The sequence below is a fragment of the Phormidesmis sp. 146-12 genome (assembly GCF_052939495.1).
This window is the reverse complement of record NZ_JBJPHS010000012.1, coordinates 1-16,411: the sequence shown is the minus strand read 5'-3', so window position 1 is coordinate 16,411 and position 16,411 is coordinate 1. Positions and strand designations below refer to the sequence as shown.

General features: G+C 46.6%; 16 protein-coding genes. 9 read left to right on the top strand and 7 right to left on the bottom strand.

Translation table 11 applies throughout. From position 1 onward, the window contains the following. Genes ACKFKF_RS07740 through ACKFKF_RS07730 form a run of 3 tightly spaced genes read left to right on the top strand, consistent with a single transcriptional unit; the run spans position 1 to position 5,550 of the window. Positions 1-1,584: a hypothetical protein gene (locus ACKFKF_RS07740; protein WP_446867189.1), complete on the top strand. Its 1,584-nt coding sequence runs from the start codon at positions 1-3 to the stop codon at positions 1,582-1,584. A gap of 46 nt (positions 1,585-1,630) precedes the next feature. Next, on the top strand, positions 1,631-4,156 hold the full coding sequence (locus ACKFKF_RS07735; protein WP_446867187.1) for a hypothetical protein: 2,526 nt from the start codon (positions 1,631-1,633) through the stop codon (positions 4,154-4,156). Between the two features lie 17 nt (positions 4,157-4,173). After that, entirely contained in the window at positions 4,174-5,550 is a 1,377-nt protein-coding gene (locus ACKFKF_RS07730) for a COG1470 family protein (protein ID WP_446857722.1), read from the top strand. A 7-nt stretch (positions 5,551-5,557) separates the two neighbouring features. Here ACKFKF_RS07730 and ACKFKF_RS07725 read toward each other — a convergent pair whose 3' ends face one another. Both ACKFKF_RS07725 and ACKFKF_RS07720 read right to left on the bottom strand, forming a co-directional pair. After that, the gene (locus ACKFKF_RS07725) at positions 5,558-7,264 is read right to left on the bottom strand and encodes a mechanosensitive ion channel family protein (RefSeq protein ID WP_446867185.1); all 1,707 of its coding nucleotides are present in this window, start codon (positions 7,262-7,264) and stop codon (positions 5,558-5,560) included. 99 nt (positions 7,265-7,363) lie between these two features. Continuing rightward, on the bottom strand, positions 7,364-7,840 hold the full coding sequence (locus ACKFKF_RS07720; RefSeq protein WP_446867184.1) for a TspO/MBR family protein: 477 nt from the start codon (positions 7,838-7,840) through the stop codon (positions 7,364-7,366). A 205-nt stretch (positions 7,841-8,045) separates the two neighbouring features. Here ACKFKF_RS07720 and ACKFKF_RS07715 point away from each other — a divergent pair, with 205 nt between their 5' ends. From ACKFKF_RS07715 to ACKFKF_RS07705, 3 genes are all read left to right on the top strand, one after another. Continuing rightward, positions 8,046-8,585, top strand: a complete 540-nt coding sequence (locus ACKFKF_RS07715) for a GAF domain-containing protein (RefSeq protein WP_446867182.1) — start codon at positions 8,046-8,048, stop codon at positions 8,583-8,585. A 75-nt stretch (positions 8,586-8,660) separates the two neighbouring features. Continuing rightward, on the top strand, positions 8,661-9,131 hold the full coding sequence (locus tag ACKFKF_RS07710) for a hypothetical protein (protein ID WP_446867180.1): 471 nt from the start codon (positions 8,661-8,663) through the stop codon (positions 9,129-9,131). Next, on the top strand, positions 9,128-9,553 hold the full coding sequence (locus tag ACKFKF_RS07705) for a PIN domain-containing protein (protein ID WP_446867178.1): 426 nt from the start codon (positions 9,128-9,130) through the stop codon (positions 9,551-9,553). The genes ACKFKF_RS07710 and ACKFKF_RS07705 overlap by 4 nt, the downstream gene beginning before the upstream one ends. 735 nt (positions 9,554-10,288) lie before the next feature. Here ACKFKF_RS07705 and ACKFKF_RS07700 read toward each other — a convergent pair. After that, positions 10,289-11,236 carry a hypothetical protein gene (locus ACKFKF_RS07700; protein ID WP_446867177.1) on the bottom strand — a complete coding sequence of 316 codons (948 nt, stop codon included), beginning with the start codon at positions 11,234-11,236 and terminating at the stop codon, positions 10,289-10,291. 129 nt (positions 11,237-11,365) lie between these two features. Next, the gene (locus tag ACKFKF_RS07695; protein ID WP_446867176.1) at positions 11,366-11,563 is read right to left on the bottom strand and encodes a hypothetical protein; all 198 of its coding nucleotides are present in this window, start codon (positions 11,561-11,563) and stop codon (positions 11,366-11,368) included. Between the two features lie 590 nt (positions 11,564-12,153). Between ACKFKF_RS07695 and ACKFKF_RS07690 the strand changes: the two genes are divergently transcribed. After that, the gene (locus ACKFKF_RS07690) at positions 12,154-13,278 is read left to right on the top strand and encodes a geranylgeranyl reductase family protein (protein WP_446857728.1); all 1,125 of its coding nucleotides are present in this window, start codon (positions 12,154-12,156) and stop codon (positions 13,276-13,278) included. A gap of 29 nt (positions 13,279-13,307) precedes the next feature. Here ACKFKF_RS07690 and ACKFKF_RS07685 read toward each other — a convergent pair whose 3' ends face one another. Beyond that, positions 13,308-14,174 (bottom strand): lipid kinase, encoded by an 867-nt coding sequence (locus ACKFKF_RS07685; RefSeq protein ID WP_446867175.1) that lies wholly within the window; start codon positions 14,172-14,174, stop codon positions 13,308-13,310. Between the two features lie 72 nt (positions 14,175-14,246). Between ACKFKF_RS07685 and ACKFKF_RS07680 the strand changes: the two genes are divergently transcribed. Both ACKFKF_RS07680 and ACKFKF_RS07675 read left to right on the top strand, forming a co-directional pair. Next, on the top strand, positions 14,247-14,390 hold the full coding sequence (locus tag ACKFKF_RS07680) for a hypothetical protein (RefSeq protein WP_446867174.1): 144 nt from the start codon (positions 14,247-14,249) through the stop codon (positions 14,388-14,390). A 139-nt stretch (positions 14,391-14,529) separates the two neighbouring features. Next, positions 14,530-14,865 carry an STAS domain-containing protein gene (locus tag ACKFKF_RS07675; protein ID WP_446867173.1) on the top strand — a complete coding sequence of 112 codons (336 nt, stop codon included), beginning with the start codon at positions 14,530-14,532 and terminating at the stop codon, positions 14,863-14,865. A 122-nt stretch (positions 14,866-14,987) separates the two neighbouring features. Here the strand turns inward: ACKFKF_RS07675 and ACKFKF_RS07670 are convergent, their stop codons facing one another. Then, positions 14,988-15,842: an alpha/beta fold hydrolase gene (locus ACKFKF_RS07670; RefSeq protein WP_446867171.1), complete on the bottom strand. Its 855-nt coding sequence runs from the start codon at positions 15,840-15,842 to the stop codon at positions 14,988-14,990. Positions 15,843-15,905: 63 nt separating this feature from the next. Then, entirely contained in the window at positions 15,906-16,259 is a 354-nt protein-coding gene (locus ACKFKF_RS07665) for a hypothetical protein (protein WP_446867169.1), read from the bottom strand. Positions 16,260-16,411: the final 152 nt, after the last annotated feature.

Genomic DNA, 16,411 nt, shown 5'->3' with positions numbered 1-16,411 from the left:
ATGGCTTCTATTCGACGCATCATTAAAGTATTTTTGGTGATCCAAGTGGTGGCAACTGGGTTACTCATTTGGCGATCGACCTTCAAGGAAAAGGAAGCGGTGGATCAACTGGCTAATCAGTTAAGTCAATCCGTCACTGAGAGCATCGAGCAGCGGGTGCAAGTTTATCTAGGCGAACCGAGACAAGCGGCAACCGCCATTACGTCAATTTTGCAGAGTAGCGATGCCAAATCAGAAACACTGACGACGACCATTCAAAGTTTGGCAACCACTTCTGATTTAGAGCCGCTCACCCCGTTTTTGTGGAATCAAGTGCTACGAGATGATTCGGTCAATGTGTTGTTTCTGACAAATACTAAGGGAGCGGCGATCGTCGTTGATCACAATAGGAATCAAACGGCTCTTCACTTACGCAATCCTGACGGAAAAGAGAAAAAGTGGTCGCGTTATGAGTTGAATCAGGTGGGCGAAAAATTGGGTCAGCGACGTGACAGTGAATTGGAAGCGATCGACCCCCTCAAGCGTCCCTGGTATGAGTTTGCAGCCGATAAGCGTCAACCCACCTGGACAGGATTCTACGAAGATGCCAACAAACACGAGAATGCTTTGACGGATCTAGTGATGACGCTGGTAGTCCCTGTTGTTAAAAAAAGTGACAACACGATTATGGGTGTTTTTGGAGTCGATCGAACTCCGGATGAAATCAGTCAATTACTCGCAACACTCAAGCTAGGAGATGCAAAAGTCAACCGAACTTACATCATTAACTGTATCACTCAAGAAGTCATCGCAAGCTCAGATTTTGCAACACATTTGGGAGGAAAAGGCGAAAGAAATCGACTGCTAAAACTGAACGAAAGTCACGATCAGCTTGTTAAAAATTTATTCTCAGAACAACCTATCCAAAACACGGCTGAGAACCAAAGTGTAAATCAACCTGTAAATCAGCCTGTAAATCAACCTGTAAGTCAATGTGCAAACATCAAATTACCAACTTTACGATTTACGGCTGATGGTGAGAAACAAATTGCTCAAGTGGTTCCCTTACAGCTAAAAGATATTCAAGGGCTAAATTGGTTAATTGTAGTAGTGATGCCTGCTTCCTATTTCACAGGAAAAGTTAACACCAATAACAACGCCTTTTATATTCTGTTTTTAGTGGCTTCGATCATTCTGATGGGCTGGGCAGTTCTCAAATGGGTGCTCACGCCGATCGACCTTTTGTTAAATGCAGCAGATGACGTTAGAAAAACCAGCTTGCAAAATGTTGAGCAATACGCAGCGATTGATGAGGAAAATATTAAAAAACAGCAAGAAGAACGCAAAAAAGAAAAATTTGAACCTGAATTAATCGAATTGACAAAACGCGAAAATGAAATGGGTGCTTTTGCTGACAAATTTGTAGACATGGCAATGGTGATTGAGACTCTCAACGGTCAGCTAGTTGATGATGTGGTTTCTCTGAGACAAAACCGCAACGAAGTCGATGAGATTTATAAACAAATGAGGGAAAGCCAAAAACTGCTCCACCAGGGGCTAATCGAACGCACAAAGCAGCTTGATCCACAACGTCCACAAACTTAATTCTTACAAAGCAGTTCACTCACTTTGCGTAAATTACCTTCTCTCTATGTCTAGATCTCGCATCCAAGTTCAAGCTCCCCAAGAGCATATGTTTGTCCCTCCTCAGACCTCTACTTTTGAGGTGACGGTGACTAATCATGGACAAAAAAACCTGGCGAGTTTTCAACTGGAATTGAGAGCGGCAGGCGTGAATCCAAGTTATAGCTGGTATCGAGTAACTCCCATCGTTAGCAGCAAAATTCCGCCGGGCGATCGCACCAAATTTCAGGTCGAAATCAATCGCACTCCTAAGCCTGGTTTCTCTGGTTTGATGGATGTTCAGATTCTAGTTTCTTCAACAGATACGGCGGACAAAGCCAGAGAAAAAGTTGATCTAAAAGTCGAGATTCAACCCGGCAATCTACCCATTCCAGTCAAAATTTTGCTACCTGTACAAACCTTTGTGGCTCGACCTGGAGAAACGCTGCAAATTCCAGTCCAGGTTTACACTGATTTTCAAGGGACGATCGACCTGACGCTGATGCTCAAATCGGAAGTCGTCTGGCTCAACGGAACGATCCTTAATCTCAAAGTTTTTGGTGGTGAACAGGTCGAGCGAGTTTTTACCTGTCAGTTGCCTCAAGCGATCGACTCCAATTCCCAAATTCAGCCGCCAGTTAGCCAGGATTATGCATTTACGATCGCAGCCACTCACCCTCACGGTCAGGCACTTCAGCGCGTAGAAAGTAGCCTCGATCAAGGAGTTGTGCGCGTGTTGCCTGTTGGATTTATGCAGGTTAGCTGTGATAATCCCAAGCAGCAGGTTCCGTCGGCTGGCTCCAAACCGATTTTTGCTCAAACCACGATCGCCACTTTTGGCTTTCAGATGCAAAACAAGAGCAATCTTTCACAAAAACTTAGTTTCAACATTGCCAGCGACGATCGGCGAAAACTCACCCTCGATACCCGTTGGGACGTTCCTGAACCTCTGTGGCTAGGTTTCCTCATTAACGGGGTCGATCTCAAGCCTAGGGAGCGTCGTAGCCTCCATCTATTCGCAAAGGCACAGCGTCCTTTAGTAGGTTTGGCACAACAACGACTGATCGAAATGACTGTCACGATCGCCGCTTTACCCAGTGCCCCAGATCGTCGAATCGATGTGCAAAACGATCGCCAAATTCTTCAGCTATTGGTGGCACCAATTTTGCCGCTGTGGATGCAGGCGATCGCGGCGTTGATTGTGTTTGCTGGCGTGTTCTGGCTGCTGGTTAACAATACGACTCTTTTGCTATTGCTGGTGTTGGCATCGATGCTGCTTATTTTGTTGCGAGATAGCTATTTGCGATTGTTTCGTCATGCTGCGCCGATTCAAGTGGTGCGGTTTAATGGCATGGTCGATCGCTTGATGAGTGGGTCTACCGATCGCACGGTTCGCAGTTGGCGAATTTTCTTTAATCGACTTTTTCCGACGGGCGGTTCGGTAAATGTTGGGCAGCCGATCAGCGCTTTGAGTTATCGTCCTGTAGAAAATGACAGGGTAGCGATCGGGCTAGATCAAGGCGAAATTCAACTTTGGAATGCGTTGCTAAAGGGCTATCGCGATCCCCTTCAATCGTTGATGCAGCCGGGCGTGGGGCGAGTTTTAGCATTGGAGTTTGCCAGAGATTCGCGTTCATTATTTGCTGGTTATAGTAGTGGCTGGGTGTCACAGTGGAGTGTTGATGATATCGTTGAGAAAGGTGATCAGGTTAGTCTGATTGAACCGCAACAGAAACCGATTCGCCAACGTAAATTTGATTTCGCAGTTTACACAATTCAGCTAATCGGTCGGTCAAGTCAAAACCTTGTGGTTGCAGGACAAGACAATCAGTTGGTGATTTGGAATTTGTTGAAGGAAAGTTACTTAGATCGCGACAAAGATAGTCTTAAAGATACATCAGTTAGCACAGATTATTTGTCTAGAAATGATCAAATTGAATCCATTCTTAACTCAGATGGCACTAAATTGAATTCTTATCTTTTGGTCAATAACGATAACGAAGATTCGATCCGATTATGGAATCTAAAAAACTATCTAAATCATCGGAGCGGTAATGCTAAAAGTACAGTAAATAACATCGCTTACCCGTCTAAAAATGATCAGACTCAATTTATTTTATGTTCAGATGCTGCCGAGTTTAATCCTGATCTCTTAGTCACCAGCGATAGCGAAGGCTGGATTCGATTATGGAATCTCAAAGATTATCTGAATGAACCGGAAAACAAGCACGATCGCCAGCCACTTGACAAACTTCAACCCGTTGAGGAATGGCAAGATGGACACAATCACCAACCGATTCGAGCCGTAAAGCTGAGTGGGGATGGTCGATATCTGGTGAGTGGCGGAGATGATGGAAAAGTTTTACTTTGGTTTCTGACGATCGACGGCAAACGTAATAAAGCGCTAACACAAGGTCAATTGGTTGGAGAATCTAGACGAGGTGAAAAAATTAATAGCCTTGACATCAAGGTTTTGAGAAGAAATCTTCTGATCGCGATCGCTAGCGATGATACAAAAATTCTGCTCAAACGAATCAACAAGTTACCGAGCTAATCTGCTCAAAAATCACTATGGCTGTCAGTAGAGAGTATAAAGAACAAGCACTCAGCAGTCCGCTTAAGATCATCCTCAATCCTTCTGGGTTAACGCAGGTGAGGGCTGGGGACGAGAACGGTTTTATGCTCCACGCTACGATCAGCAACCAGGGTAAATCTGCCGCGACTCGTCTGCGTAAAAACGGCTCTAAACTTCAGACGGCTACTCGTGAAGACCCAGGGGCGCTGATTGAAATTGACATTTACGACGGGGGCAGTTCTAAGAAGGTTCGATCGTGGTGTACTAACCCAAAACAGCAGCTTGCCCTTCATCGCGATCGCAGTAGTCAAGTGGTCTTTAAGTTCCACATTCCTGCTGACACGCTACCCGATATTTACGACTATACGCTGGTGATTGATGCGCCCGATCACTATGCCGACTTAACGCCGATCGACTACTCAATCAAACTGCAAGTTTTACCCTTTATCAAGCCCGCAGATGTGGGAGTGGGTCGTCCGTTATTGGTGTTGCAGCCTGAGACGCGCCCAGAAGCTCCAATGCCGATTCCGATCGATGAATCTGTGAGGCTACAGGCGATCGTCAATAACCGCTCCAATCGAGTCGATCAGTTTTGGTTAAGCTGTGCGTCTGAGCATCAAGCCTGGTTTTATGTATTAGAAAAATTGGATAGTTTATTTGCTGTTAATTTACCAATCGCGCATACTGATATGAATCTCAATCCTGGCGCGATCGGGGCTGTGCAATTACAGGTTGTTCCTCCCTTTACGGCGATCGCTGGCAACTATACACTGCCGCTTTATGCTCGTTCTCATAATGACTATAGCCTGGTTTTACAAACAGATTTACATATTCAATTGGCTCCTGTTTACTTGCTGACCGCAGAACTGATGACTGTGTTAGGACAAGTGAGTATGCAAACAGGACAATTTGTAATCCGCATTCAAAACCAGGGAAATACGCTGCGTAGAATTAAACTTTATTGCAAAAATGCTGAAACCGGATGGGTCTGGACTTCTGAATTGAGACAAAATCAATTGCCTTTGGGAGCGATCGTTGAAATTCCATCCAGAGGGCTTCCTGGCAGCTTGCAGACAATTGAACTTCAAATAACTCCCCCCAAAGCGATGCAGGTGTCTAATAACAAATGGCACTTATTCAAACGTCAATGGGTTACAGTCTGGCAACCGCTCAATTTTGTGGTCGAACTTGAAGATATCGATCAACTGTCGATCGCTACCCCTTCCATTCCAGGCGTTTTACTATGGCAATATGACATCGGTTCTGAACACATCCTGCTGAAGCTATGGAAGCAGATCAAGAAGATGATTCAGTCACTCATCCAGAAGGCTTTAGAATTTTTGAAATCTCTTAAAAAGCAACTGATTGGGTAACATTCAATTACCGATGAGAACTGGGTTTGTTACTGTTGCCTTCAAAGGCTTTTTCATCCAGCGATCCCTTCACCGAAAAGGCTTGCTGAGGCACGCCGATCTCGATTCCCTCTTCGTCTAATGCAAATTTTAGCCGCCGTCGATATTCACGCCCTACTTTCCATTGTTGAAGCGGTTGTGTTTTAATCCAGACGCGCAGAGTCACACCAGTACTATCCAGATCATCTGCACCCAGGACTTCAGGCGGCTCCAAGATCTGAGTCTTCCAGGCCGGATCACGACTCATGTCTTGACCCACTTTTTCGATCGCCGCGATCGCATCATCCAAATTAGTGCTGTAGGAAATCACGATCGCCAAATCCACTCGTGACCAGTCTTTAGAAAGATTTTCAACAATCGTGATAGCACTATTGGGAATGGTAATCAACCGTCCCTCTGCATTGCGAAGCTGAGTAATGCGTAAATTCATTGATTCCACTAATCCAGAAGCTTTACCAACCTGAATCACATCACCAACAGCATACTGATCTTCCATCAAAATTAGAAATCCGTTAATCACATCCTTAATTAAGTTTTGAGACGCGAGTGAAATACCTAAGCCAATGATTCCAGCACCTGCTAACAATGGCATGACTTCAATCCCAGCAATCGAAAGAGCCGTCAAAACACCAATCGAAAGAAGAACGATTGCGGACAAACTTTTAACCACTCGCGAAAACGTAGAAAATCGCAAAGCTAATCGCTGAGAATCTTCGGGAGAGATAAACTCACCATCTTCTAAAACACTAAAGAAGCGATCGATCAAAACATCACCCAGCCGAATCGCTAAATAAGTTGCTGCGATAATGCCAAAAATTTTGAGCGGAGCCGAAAGCACGATCGGCTGTAACCAACGACTATAAGGAAATAAACCCAAAATCGTAAAGCCGCCCGCCGCCCAGATCGCCACTTGCACAAGCTGAATCAGCCGTCTCTGAGCATCTTTGAGATTTCGCTGTTGGCGCTTGACAAATTGCTGCCGGACGGTTTGCTGAGTGGTGAGATTTGCAGTTTGTGGGGTGTTGGCCGAAACGATCGGATCGGCCGGAATTTCTGCCTGAGTGCGGTCTTGTTGGGCTTTGATCCGCCGCTGCCATCGGGCTAAAAGACGACTGCTAATCAACATCGCTAAGACGGTTCCCGCAGCCACCAGCCCTTGTCTAACCAGTGATTCAGGCTGTCGTTCTTGTCTTGAGCGAAGCAATTCTTCTCGCAAAATTCGCGTCAACTCATCCGCATAGACCGCAGGCTCCACCCCTCGCGTCTGAGCATCCAGAGTCGTCACCGTCATTAAATACTGACCGTTTACAGAAATTACAGGTAGGTTACTCTGTGTTTCGATCGCCGATTTCACCTGCAACTGATTGGCATCAAACCCACGATCGACAAGCCGATGCAAGGTTGTCTCAATCGTCTGAACCCTTTCCTGAAGCGGCGTTGTGCCATTCTGCTGAGATTTTCCACTGACCGCAGGGGCCGCGATCGTAAACAGCCTTCTTCCATCCAGTCTGACCGTTCCTCGATCAAGTTCAGTACTACTAACACCCGACGAATTGGTTAATCTGGGGAGTTCTATTTTAGGAATCGGAATCGGACTTTGTGCATTGACGCTAGAAATAGCGGCCAACATGAAGACGAGCACTATCCCGATCGCAATCCTGATAACGTGCCTCACACTAACCTCCCCCAATCAACTCAGCCAGAAGCCACTATAGCAACTCTAGAGAGTCAAGACCGAAGAGCAACAAATCACAAACTTCCTATCACGCTCTGGTTAAACCGCTTCAGGGTTGAGATCAATCATTTCTCGTGTAGTATAAGTGCCGATCGGACTCCACAGCAAATAGGGAATTAGCAAAAAGGTGGCGGAGTGAGAAATTGACCAAATAATCACGCTCAAAACTAGACCAAATATCAGCCCCAGTCCTCCCAGAGCAGTCCCCACCGCCAAACTGCGAAGTCTCAAAGTAAGCGGAATGTAAGCAACGGTTGTAATTTCTAAAAGTAGATAGAATCCCATCAACACCCAGGTTTTCAAGCTATTGGGATCATGTTGCCAAACGATCGTTGCTGACCAGGCACCACAGACAAAAATGATTGTCCAAATCACTGGAATAGCAGGTTCAAACACAAGCCAATCGGGGCGATCGAGCCGCTTTGCCCACCGTAGATCCTGACGCGATCGAATCAAGAACCCACCCAGCGACACTAAAAAAGTTACCGCTCCAATGACCATCCACGGCTGAATCATTGTTTGCTTATCCCCTACCGCCACAATTTTTACAATTTTAAGTCTGTCAAACCTCCCACTCTTTTGAATCGACCTTTAGTGAGAAAGCTTTGCCCTCAAGGTCTTCGTCAAGTTGTAAAGAACGATACAGGCTTAATTCTTCCAAAAGAAGCAAGAAGGCTAAAGATAGATCTTATAAAATAGTCAAACGTTAATTTTGAGAGTAGTGACTGAAGAAAATAGCTCATTTAATCTCGATCGCCTGCCCTCCGACGATCGCAGCCTGACAAGAATCATGACGCGAATCACTGGAGTTTTGGAACGCGATGATCTGGTTCGGCAAACGGTGCAACAGCTTAGAACTGACCTGGAAACCGATCGCTTAGTGTTGTACTACTTCTATCGCCAGTGGAAGGGGCGTGTCACCTTTGAGTCATTGAGTTCTGACCGATATTCGATTTTGGGTGAAACGGGACCTGATGAGTGCTTTAACGGCGACTACGCAGCGATGTATGAAGCGGGACGAGTTCAAGCAATTGCTGACATTGAAATCGAATCGATCGCGGAGTGTCATAAAGACTTTTTGCGCGGGATGAACGTCCGGGCTAATCTCGTGGTTCCTGTTGTGACAGCGAAAGGACTCTGGGGCTTGTTGGTTGCTCATCATTGTCGATCGCCCCGCGACTGGTCACCATTCGACATTCAACAAATGCAAAAAAGTGCAGAGAAATTAGCCACAGCGAAGTCGATTGTAGAAATTGGATAGAGAGTAGACATTTGACGAAAAGCCACCGTTCTGCGTCAGAATGATAGGGTAGTTGGTTAATCAAGTGAGCCTATTATGGCTTCTAGCTCTAAGTTTCCCTGGGATTTGTTAGTTGACAACTGCAACGGTCAACCTGCTCTTGTCGTTGAAGTTAAGCGCAAAACTAATGTATCGCCAACATGGGCAGCAGAATTCCGACGCAACCTTTTTGCACACGGCGCTTTTCCAAAGGCTCCCTATTTTCTGATGGTTTTTCCTGACAAATTCTACTTATGGAGTCATGCTGATGTGCTTTCGGAGCAGAGTGAACCTGATTACATAATTGATGCACGTCCCATTCTGAAGCCTTATTTTGCACGGGCAGGCGTGACGGCAGACCAAATTAGTGGTCAAAGTTTTGAATTAATTATTACATCCTGGCTTGGAGAGATTATCTACGCTGAGAAATTGCCCAAAAATGTAGATGACCCTCAGCGCTGGTTAATTGATTCAGGGCTGTATGCTGCTCTGACTGGAGGAGCGCTTAAACATGAGGCAGCGGCGTGAATGTCTATGTCGAAACAAACTTCGTTCTAGAGCTAACTTTTGAGCAAGAACAATGTGAAAGTTGCGAACAGATTTTGCAACTCTGCGAAGCAGGGCAGGCGAGGCTTATTATTCCAGCATATTGTCTTGCTGAACCTCATGAAAAATTGGTTCGTCAAGCAAGAAGTCGTCGAGAATTGCAACAGTCACTAGAGGCTGAATTAAGACAGCTTTTGCGTACAGCTTCCTATGCAAGTCGTATCAAAAGCATTCAAGATATTGCCAGCTTGATGGTGCAAAGCAATGAAGAAGAACGCCGTCGCTTTATCCAATATCGAAATCGGCTTCTCAACGTTGGTGAAATCGTGGCACTCACGACCCACATTCTGATTGAGGCTGCATCTTGTGAAACGACTTATGACGTGACATACTCCCGACTCTGACGCTGACGCATACAGAGCGGGCTTCTCAGTGACTCCTGCTATTGCATCGGACGTTACCTGAGCTTTATTTTGAGTCCACGGAATGCCCTACCGCAGACTTTGAACAAGTACCGAAAGTATGTTCTTCTTACTCAGTCCTCTACGGAGGGAAACCCTCCTACAAGGCTGAGCGCAACCCCTGTACTGTCAAAGTTTTACGCATCCACAGAAACGCGAATTCGCGCATTACTGGATGCAACCCCATACTTTGAGTTGTCGTGGTTCAGATTGCAGGGCGGCGATTAGCTCAAACCCTTGTTCTGACTATATCACACTCGTTTGCAGCGTGGGAGATTGGCGTTTCCTCATCGCTGCTAATCAGAGCCTCAACTGCGTTTTGTCATCTTGCAAAGCAGCAATTCGTCAACGCTCTGGCTTTCATCCCGACGCTCACCTGGGTACAGGTAGAGCGCGGGGCTTCCCGCCGACTTGCTAACCCCACAAGATGCTCTTGTTTACGCATCGGTGATCGATCATCTGCAACGTGATCAGTCACAACAGTCTTGTTTTTTGAATCGAAACTCCAAGGATTTTGATAGTCCTGATATCGTTGCCGAACTGAATCAATATAACTGTAGGATGATTCCCCGTTTTGATCGAGGTTATCATTTCCTCCAGTCACAATCACCCCCTTAGTCAGTAGACGTGATATAGATTATCTGCGCCTTCAAGTGTTTTTATAGAATTGCTGTTAATTTATCGGTTGACTAATTGTGCAGAGGTCGATCGCTCCAAATAGTCGTGCTGCATTCCGTAATCATAGGTGGCGTACTCGATCTGTAGCATCAAGCGATCGCTGGTTAACGGTGGCTCTCCTTTATGAAAACACAGGGTGTCTTCTACAAATCCAAACCCTGCGCTTCCACAGATCTTGACTACTTTTTCAGAGGCGTAGTGTTGCAAAATTGCTGCATCAGAAAACCGCTTGCGAAACAATTCATGCCTAAATTTTTTGCGTCGATGGCTTCCTAAAACACAAATATGAGGGCCGGTTGAAAGATCAACGTTCGTTAAATAAAAAAAGAACTTTAAGAAACGATAGTCGTCCAAATCATAGTGAAACATTTGGGCTGCTTTGCGGCGATCGTGCCCTGAAGCCTCCGTTGCCAGGCTCCACCACAGTCGAGTGCTTACATGGACAGGCTTAACGCCTAAATAGGCCGCTGCGATCGCTAACAAAGTCGGGTCATGAATTAAGGTCGCAATCGCCGGACAAGTCTCAGCCGTGTTGAAATAGTTAGCCGTGACAAAAGACTTACCATACTGACGCTGCGCCTGCTCTTTTTGAAGATAATAAAAGCCAAGATTAGGTTTGCGATCGCCATAACAAACTTCAGACTTCGCAAACGCTAGAATCTCTTGCACCAGATTTCCAGGCAAATTAATTCCTAAATATAGACTCTCTGTTTCAAGCGATTTGATGACTTGTGGGAGATCAATTTCACTAAACACAGACCCCCCTTTTAACTCACAATTAGCTTCCCGATCGTTTTTGAACCGGGCATGTAGCAGCGATCGTACTATTCCAAATCGCCCCAGATTTCTCATCAGCAACCATCGCGGATTTTTGGTTAATCCTAAATACAATTCGTACCAAAAATCGTAGCTGTCCTGCCAAAACTCCTGGAAATAATTGCGTAACATATCGGTGAGGGATGAGTGTTGATGGCCTCCTTTGGTATTCCAGTAGTTTTGCTTAGATTCCGGTAAATGTATTATTTGTTAACATTTACTCTCAGTGGTGAAAATCAGTCGTTCGAGCACTTCTCTCGATTAGGCCGCCTGTACTCGAAACGGTCGCGCAATGTAAGCTAGGTGCAACGGATAGCCATCTGCATACAGCGCATCAATATAGCGTAAAGCAATCTCTCGATCGCGATAGCTCCGCAGAACCCGTTCAGAACCATTAGAGTAGCGAATGCAAACTTGCCAGATCACAGCCTTAATCTCCTTCACGCCAATCTTTTTCATTCAATTCATTAAGTAGACGTTGATCTAGCTCATTGAATTTTTATAAAAACATGCTATCTCTACATCAAAACTTTGTATTCCGTGCAACTCGCTAAGTTGAAGCAGCTTTAACCCTTACTTTGAGCCAGAAAAAATCTTCTGTTTGCAGATCAAGTCAGTAGACACGGACAAAACTCGCCCTATTAAAGTCAGCAGTCGTTTAGAGAGAGGGCGATCGCGCCCTGATCCCCAGATTGCTTTTTCCAAAAGTGTTGAATTAGCGTCTGTCTAGCCTTAACTGCTTAAGATTAAATGCTCTGTGGTTTTTACGCAGCCTGAACTAAAACTTTACTCAGTAGGATTCACGAGATTTGCAGGAAATCAGTCACAACTTTGTTAAAATTCAACGCAGTTCAATGGTTCTTTAAGGAAATTTTGGAGTGGTCAACTTCTTTAAGGGATGCGGGAGAGAATAACCAAGATTCTTTCGATAAGATTCGTAGATTCGTGCAAACTCTCTGTGAGGATCGACTGAACTGTTCGGATATTTGCTCAAATATTTGAATAGCCATTCAGACTCTACTGTTGTTAGAAGTGAGATTTTTAGCTTTATGTTTGATTGTGTTGTCGTAGGAGCCGGGCCCGCTGGAGGAACTGCCGCTTATCATTTAGCAAAGCGTGGACGATCGGTACTCATTCTAGAAAAAGAGGCGCTGCCCCGATACAAAGCTTGCAGTGGTGGCGTATCTCCTGCGATCGCTCAATGGTTTGATTTTGACTTTTCGCCTGCCATCTCGCTCAAAGTAGAGGCGATCCGCTACACCTGGAAGTTGGGCGATCCGGTTGATGCCACCCTCAAAACACCTGAACCGATGTGGATGGTGCGCCGCGAAGTCTTTGACCACTTTCTGATTCAACAAGCTCAAAAACAAGGAGCCGAACTGCGGGATCAAACCTCTGTGACGGGCATCTCGTTTCAGGGCGACCACTGGCAAGTCAACACCTCTAACGGCCCCGTCGAAGCTCGATATCTAATTGCCGCGGATGGAGCCAAAGGGCCAATGGCAAAATGGCTCGGATTCAAAGAACGCAAAACCCGCATGGGGGCTGTAATGGAGGCTCCAAAGCCCAACCAGGACGATCGCGCCCAATTTGACTTTGGCATTGTCAAGAATGGCTTTATCTGGAATTTGCCAAAATCAGACGGCTACTCGATCGGCACCAGCACCTTTAGAGGCGGCGATCACGAAGATCTCAAAGCTGACCTAGCAGAGTATGCGTCCCTCGCGGGCATCGATGGCAGAAGTAGCCAGGTTCACCTGCATCCAATTTGTCTGTGGGATGGCGACCAAAAACTCCACGCCCAAAACGCGCTGCTGGCTGGAGAAACTGCCTGTGTCGTTGATCCCTTTACAGGTGAGGGAATTCGTCCTTCGATGTTTAGCGGCATGAAAGCGGCCGAGGCGATCGACCAATCGTTGTCTGGCGATCGGGCTGCTCTAGCAAATTACACTGAGGTGATTCAAAAAGAATGGGGCGTTGATATGGTTTGGGCCCAGCGTCTAGCAGGCGTGTTTTACCGCGTTCCTGGCATCGGCTACAAAGTAGGGGTCAAACGCCCCACCGCGACCGATCGGCTGGGCAAAATTATGTGTGGTGAACTGCGCTACGCCGACGTGGCCACCCGTGCTCTCAAACGCTTGAGCGGCAGCCTGATCCCCGGAATGGGAGGGTGATTTAAAAGGGATGAAGGAGAACTTCACTCCTACGGTACTAACACTGAGAGCGCGTTGGGCATGACTCGAAAGTGGGCAGGCGTTGAGGTCGTAATATCTCCATCGGTGTTAATGTCGCGCGGGCGGCGAGTGTAAATATGGAACTCTTTGCCCTGCCAGGTTTGTACCCAGGGGGTGACTCCGTGATTCCCTCGTCGCATCGCAGGCAACACCGCCAACATTTGCCACCAGTGCTGAATTTCTAAACTGTAGAGGTCGAGTCGCTGATCGTCGATCGCCGCATCTTCCGCCACAGCCATCCCGCCGCCGTAATATCGCCCATTTCCTACCGCGATTTGGACTGTGCGAATTTTTTCCGATTGCCCCTCTGTCTGAATTTCTGCATGAAATCGCCGACTCCCCCATAGAACCTGCATCGCCGTCGCTGCGTAGGCTAGAACTCCCCAACGCTTTTTTGCCTCCTTGGTCAGCTTGCGAGTAATCTGCACACTCAACCCCAGACTGGCCACGTTAAAGAAATATCGCCCATTCACCCAGCCCAAATCAATTTTTTGTACCTTGCCCCTGGCGATAATTTGACAGGCTTCGGGTAGCGTTGCCGGAATTCCTAACGTCCGGGCGAGATCGTTTGCGGTGCCCAGCGGCAAGATTCCCAACGGCAGCGGAGTCTCGACTAACCCCTGGACGGCTGCATTCAGAGTGCCATCTCCGCCCCCTACGATCACCAAATCCACGCGATCGCGATATTGCCGAATCACGTCGGGTAGATGGTCAGGGTGATCAGTCGGTTCTTCGATCAGCACCAATCCTAACGCCTGCAACTGAGCGATCGCCGCTTCTAGCTGCTGTTGTCCTTTGCGAGCGTGACGATTGACTAACAATAAAGCTCGATTCATAAAAACTAGGGGTTAAGTTTGAGGTGAATTAAGGGTGATCTACAAAGCATTAGAAAGTGCCTCAATCACTCTATGCTAAATGGCATCTATTTGACGGGGGGTTCCTTCCTGCGGCAGATGAGTATTGAGGCGATTCAGAATAATCTGCGTATGCAAGCGTATTTAGCCAGCCAATTCATTCCAAATTTCATTTCTACGATCGATTTTGTTAACTAGCTATCAATCTTTTTTGAATGAACCTGCAAAGATACGAATAACATTTTCTGCCTGTACTCGCAGCGCTTAACGTGCTCTTGATCTACCAGTAGTAGACTTGCTTCATTCAATAGTTAGCTTTGTCGTTAGGTAAAGGTATATGGACTTCTCAACAAAAACTATCAATTTTCCTCAATCCCTCGATGATGCCTCGATCGCCCAGTTTCACCAGCAGATTGATGGGGCAGTTCAGTCTGAAGCCAATGTTTTGCTGGTTGATTTCTCAGAAGTCAAATTTATGAGCAGCACTGGGCTGATGGCGCTGGTTATGGCGTTCAAACGGGTACGATCGGCTCAAAAAAATCTGTTTCTCACCGGAGTCAATGAGCAGGTCAAAATGTTGTTAGAACTGACCGGAATGGAGCGAGTGTTTGAGATTCTTGAGGGTTCGGCAATTGAGGAAGGTGAAGCGCGATCGCTAGTTTTGGCTCCATAACGAAGAGTCGATGAAACAGTCTGTGAATAGGTAGATCAGCGCAAATTGTTGTGGGTAGTGGGTGATTTTTAACGAAATCCGCTACCCATTTTTACTGCTTTGAAATGTCTGTTTAGTCGAGGCTAACCGCTAATAAACTCACGAATATAATCATTCACAAGCTGCGGTTTTTCTTGTTGTACCCAGTGCCCACAATTGGGAATGTATTTAATCTGAAAGTCACGCACATATTTATCAGTGCCATAGGTCAATTCTTTGCCCAAAGCGGTGTCGTCTTCGCCCCAAATCATCAGCGTTGGGACTTCCAAAGTCCGCCAATCCTCGCGGGTCAACCCTTGCCGAAATGAGTTGCGATAGTAATTGAGGGCCGAAGTCAAGGTGCCCCGTTTGGCAAACGCATCTTTGTACGCCTCAATGTCTTCCGCAGCAAAGGCATTTTTGTTCACCGACATTGCCGGAAGTACGCTGGCGATCGCTTGATAATCTCCTAACTGAATCAGCACCTCTGGCAATACGGGAATCTGAAAAAAGAAAATGTAGGCGCTGCGAAGAAGCTGTTGGGGCGTTTTGAGTCCCTGGGCAAATTTAGCGGGGTGAGGCAGATTGAGAATGATCAGCTTTTCGACCATTGTGGGATGAGCGTACGCAAAATTCCAGGCGATCGCGCCGCCCCAGTCGTGTCCAATGAGAATGCAGTGATCGTATCCTAGCCCTTCAATGATTCCTTTCACATCGGCGACGAGTTCAGACATAGCATAAGCGGCTAACTCTGGTGGCTTGTCACTCTCGTTGTAGCCTCTCAAGTCTGGAGCGACGACCTTGTAATCTTGAGAGAATTCGGGGATCTGCTTGCGCCAAGAGTACCAAAATTCAGGAAAGCCATGCAGAAAGAGCATCAGCGGGCCGTTGCCTTGAGTGACATAGTGCAGATGAATGCCGTTGGTGAAGATGCGATCGTGCTGCCAAGTTTCAAGCATGGGGACAAGCGGTAAGGGTTAGTTGAAGTTTAGCGACTAATCCCGATCGGCGTTTCTATGGCTTTAGGATGAACTTTGTCCGCTTGGAGGCGACTCATCGTCACTAGGGGGCAATGGAATCGGCGCAAATGCCTTGACATCTTCCTGATTCAACTGATGGGCGAGATCGGCTTCTTCCAGTCTTTCTAAAAAGGGAAGGATGTCACTAAAGCTTCGTAAGCCTAGCTGTTCGAGGTCTTCGAGCGTGATCGTCTCATCGGAAAGGCTGCCCCGTTGCAATAATAAAGTGCGAACTCGTTCTTCTTGCACAGTTAAGGCGGCTTGCTGGCGTAGAGTTGGGGCAGCCGCCCGTAAACCTTGTTCTAGTACGTCTGGAGTAATTAGCTCTGCCTGAAGATCAGCAGCCGTGGACAGCACTGTGTTGCCTAAGCGGTTAAAGAGGCGAGGCTTAGTGCCTATCCGAAAACTTGAATTGCCCTGACGACAATACAAGCACAGGATAAGTGCAGCATTGCTTAGTGCCTATCCGAAAACTTGAATTGCCCTGACGACAATACAAGCACAGGATA